This is a genomic window from Borreliella spielmanii (assembly GCF_014201705.1).
In the GTDB taxonomy this organism is placed as follows: Bacteria; Spirochaetota; Spirochaetia; order Borreliales; family Borreliaceae; genus Borreliella; species Borreliella spielmanii.
Map to the genome: position 1 here is coordinate 1 of NZ_JACHFA010000019.1, position 3,804 is coordinate 3,804.

Below are 3,804 nucleotides of genomic sequence, written 5' to 3' on the forward strand. Positions count from 1 at the left end.
ACTTGCAGCTGATACATCTTTTGTAGAAAAAATTTACTCTAACATAATTGACAAACTAATTAGCAATAACTCTGATAAGCTTTCTAGCCTTTTTAGTAAAATTAAATCGCGCCTTACAGATAGCATATCATCTGCTACTCTATCTAAATATGACGATCTTTTGATAATGTCTTCTTCAACTATTCAAAAAACACCTGTTCCCAAACAATTACTAGGGGTGCCGTCAGACTTTAGTGCTTATCTGAGCACGCCTGTTGACACGATACTGTATCCGTCTGACTACAAAAATCAAAGACTGCAAGTAGATCTAGACCAATCAAGGGGTGCAACTCTTATTTTTTATAAATATAATGATGATGAGCCCATTTATCTTGATATAGAACTTGACATAGATCAATACAATAGATCAGGTAGATTCTTATATCTAAGATATTCAGATGAATCTGACAGTGAAGGTAACCGAAATTTAGTTTTTTCAAGCGAAACTCTCACTGGTATAATCTCACTGTACAAAGGATGGTATGTCCAAAAAAGACGGGGTAACGTCCCGGTTCTCTTAAAGCTGTAATATTTTTAGCAAAAATTATAGTTTTGGTATATAATATATGTACAAATAAAAAATTAAAATGGGGGATTAAAAATGGATACTATTAAAATAACAGAACTTCTTATCAATCTAAATGAAATAAAACTCATAGCCGTAATGATTTTTGTAACAGTACTAGTTCTCGGGGTACTTATTCTTTTAAAACCGTTATTAAAAGACATATTATCTATAGTCATAGGTAAGTTTTTTAAAAATGGGAATGGGAATGGGAATAATCATATTAAAAAACGGGATTAATTTATGAAATTATCTAAAGATAATCTTGAGCTTGGACTTACGTCTTTATCAAACCTTATTGATATATTTTCTAAATTTGAAGATGAATTTGATGAAATTGCACATAAAGGATTCTTTTTGGTTTATGAGCTATATTCTCATTACGCATTAATCTATAAGGCCAATATGGAAAGACTTGAGAGTGCATTAACCCCAACAATAGCTAAAACACTAGCTCCAATAAATGAGAAAATCAATCAATGTATTGATCTAGTTAATTCCGATGAAAAAAATCTAAAAATATCTAACAAGCTGAAATTCAATCCAGAAGGAAAACCTATCTACAAGAGAGAAACACATAATGCAAAATAACACTATTAGCTTAGGGCTTAATTTACTATCCAGCTTAACTAACATAGCTAAAACTGATACTAACATAGATCATAATTACATTAATACTTTTAGCAAAGTAATAGATTTTTTCTACAAAACATATATGAGCACACTAAAATCTATGGAAACAGCCGAGTCAACAAAAATATTAGAAGAAATTCAAGACATATTAAAATACAATATCCAGATAATAGAGGCTATTTCTAGTAATAAAAGTAAAAGAATTATCTCCTCACTAAAAGCAAAACGCAATAAAATTATGAAGGAGTATATTAATATCCTTAAAAGGGGTGAAAATGCTTAAACTGATTAACTATTTATTGCTTACTTTACTACTATGTTGCACCACCATTGCTAGCCTACCAGACGAGCCAAAACCACCAATTATTCAAACACTAGGATCTTTGGCTAAATATGAGTCACAACTATCAGATTATGTTATGTACCTTATAACATTTTTATCTAAAACAAAATTAAAAGTTAATGATCCAAATTATCCAGAATATACTTATCCTGATTTATCAACACTACAAGACGAACACTCAATAACTGCAATAAAATATAATATCAAAATGCTTTTAGAATACATTAAAAAAACAAAACCCATAGCAAAAAAGGTCTATAATCAGTATTCTAAGTTAAAAATGTAAATTATAAATAAGTGTTCTTGCAAGAACTTATACTTTATCTGTAAAAATATCTAAAGCTAACCAAACTAAAATGTTGTATAATAAGCTGTAAAGGAAATATATTATGAAACCAATGCTAACAAATGCTTCAAGTATAACTGAAGAGCAAATATACAATGAATTTATAAGATTGGGCATGGAGCAACTAATAGCGCAAGATTTATCTAAACGATATTATCACAATGAACTTACATATAGAGATTTAGAAAACCTAGAAAAACAATTTGGGATAAAGTTTGATAATCTTGTTTCTAAGATAGATTCTGTAAAAAGCGAACTTACTGTTAAGATAAATTCTGTAGAAAATAACTTAAATACTAAGATAGATTTTGTAGAAAAGAATTTAGATGCCAAAATAGATGGTATAAAGAATGAATTTAATGCTAAAATAGATGGTTTAAATACTAAGATTGACACTGTAGAAAAGAATTTAAATACTAAGATAGATGGTTTAAATACTAAGATTGACACTGTAGAAAAGAATTTAAGAAAAGATATGTCTAATTTGGCACAAGATCTTGATAAAAAGATATCCAATTTGGCACAAGACCTTAAAAAAGATATGCAAAGTAATAATCAAATATTATTAGAAAAAATGGAAAGTAATAATAATGTATTATCAGAAAAACTCAAGGTGAGCAACAGAATAATAACTATTGCGGCAATAGTAGTAGTCCCTATTGCTATATCCATCATAACCACTGTTGCTGTATCGCTAATCACGCGATTTTTCAAATAATAATTACAAAGAATCCTCAAAATATAATTTATCATTTCCAAACAATTCCCTAACAACCAGCAATATTTCTCAAAATAGGGTCTATAATTACAAGAATATTTTTTGTTACTTGATGTATTGTACTGAAGATAAAAAAAAAAGGAGTAATAATGAAAGTTATAAATATATTATTTTGTTTATTTTTAATTATGCTAAATGGCTGTAATGCTGATGATACCAATACCCAACAAACAACAAAAATTAGAAAAAAACGTGATTTAAGTAAAGAAGAGTCAAAAGAAGAAAAACTTAAATCTAAAGAAGAACTTCTTAGAGAAAAGCTATCTGATGATCAAAAAAAACACCTTGATTGGTTAAAAACCGCTTTAACTGGTGCTGGAGAATTTGATAAATTTTTGGGATATGATGAAGACAAAATAAAAGAAGCACTTGATCATATAAAAAAAGAACTTGATAGCTGTACTGGAAATCAAGCAGATGAACAAAAAAACACTTTTAAACAGACGGTTCAAGGAGCCCTTAAGGGCGATATAGACGAATTTACAGACCAAGCAAGTAGTACATGTGGTAGTGGTAATTAATAATAAAAAAGGAGAGGAGAATGAAGATTATCAATATATTATTTTGTTTATTTTTAATTATGCTAAATGGCTGTAATTCCGATAATAATGATGTTTTTAAGAAGAATAATAAAAACAATACCCAAGAAGTAAAAAGTAGGAAAAAACGTGATTTAAGCGAACAAGAAAAGCCTAAATCTAAAGAAGAACTTCTTAGAGAAAAGCTATCTGAAGACCAAAAAACACAACTTGATTGGTTAAAAACCGCTTTAACTGATGTAGGAGAATTTGATAAATTTTTGGGATATGATGAAGACAAAATAAAAGAAGCACTTGATCATATAAAAAGTGAACTTGATAAATGCACTGGAAAAGATGACCAGAAAAAAACTTTTAAAGAAACAGTTAAAGAATTCCTTAAAGGTAACAGTATAGATGATTTCAAAAGCAATACAAATGCTACATGTGATCAATAATATAGCCCCCTTATTTGGGGGCTTTAAAAATATTGCTACGCTGCAAATATATAATCAAATTGTTTTTCTTCTTTTAAGACACTAAAGAATAATAGCGGGCTAGGGCCATAAGCGGTCCTCTTAA

At 28.8% G+C, this 3,804-nt stretch carries 8 protein-coding genes; all 8 read left to right on the forward strand.

Going from position 1 to position 3,804, the window contains the following annotated elements; translation table 11 throughout:
• The coding region (locus tag HNR35_RS05535; protein ID WP_183224488.1) for a DUF685 domain-containing protein at positions 1-568 on the forward strand (568 nt) is incomplete at its 5' end.
• A 72-nt stretch (positions 569-640) separates the two neighbouring features.
• Positions 641-844 (forward strand): holin BlyA, encoded by a 204-nt coding sequence (gene blyA, locus HNR35_RS05540; RefSeq protein WP_183224490.1) that lies wholly within the window; start codon positions 641-643, stop codon positions 842-844.
• A gap of 3 nt (positions 845-847) precedes the next feature.
• On the forward strand, positions 848-1,195 hold the full coding sequence (locus HNR35_RS05545; protein ID WP_183224493.1) for a BlyB family putative holin accessory protein: 348 nt from the start codon (positions 848-850) through the stop codon (positions 1,193-1,195).
• A complete protein-coding gene (locus tag HNR35_RS05550; RefSeq protein ID WP_183224495.1) occupies positions 1,185-1,520 on the forward strand; it encodes a BlyB family putative holin accessory protein in 336 nt (111 codons plus the stop codon). Before HNR35_RS05545 ends, HNR35_RS05550 begins: the two co-directional genes overlap by 11 nt.
• Positions 1,513-1,866 carry a BBA14 family lipoprotein gene (locus tag HNR35_RS05555; protein ID WP_006434308.1) on the forward strand — a complete coding sequence of 118 codons (354 nt, stop codon included), beginning with the start codon at positions 1,513-1,515 and terminating at the stop codon, positions 1,864-1,866. Before HNR35_RS05550 ends, HNR35_RS05555 begins: the two co-directional genes overlap by 8 nt.
• 103 nt (positions 1,867-1,969) lie before the next feature.
• Entirely contained in the window at positions 1,970-2,644 is a 675-nt protein-coding gene (gene bdr, locus HNR35_RS05560; protein ID WP_183224497.1) for a Bdr family repetitive protein, read from the forward strand.
• 149 nt (positions 2,645-2,793) lie between these two features.
• A complete protein-coding gene (locus HNR35_RS05565; protein WP_183224499.1) occupies positions 2,794-3,225 on the forward strand; it encodes an Mlp family lipoprotein in 432 nt (143 codons plus the stop codon).
• A 20-nt stretch (positions 3,226-3,245) separates the two neighbouring features.
• On the forward strand, positions 3,246-3,680 hold the full coding sequence (locus HNR35_RS05570; protein WP_183224501.1) for an Mlp family lipoprotein: 435 nt from the start codon (positions 3,246-3,248) through the stop codon (positions 3,678-3,680).
• Positions 3,681-3,804: the final 124 nt, after the last annotated feature.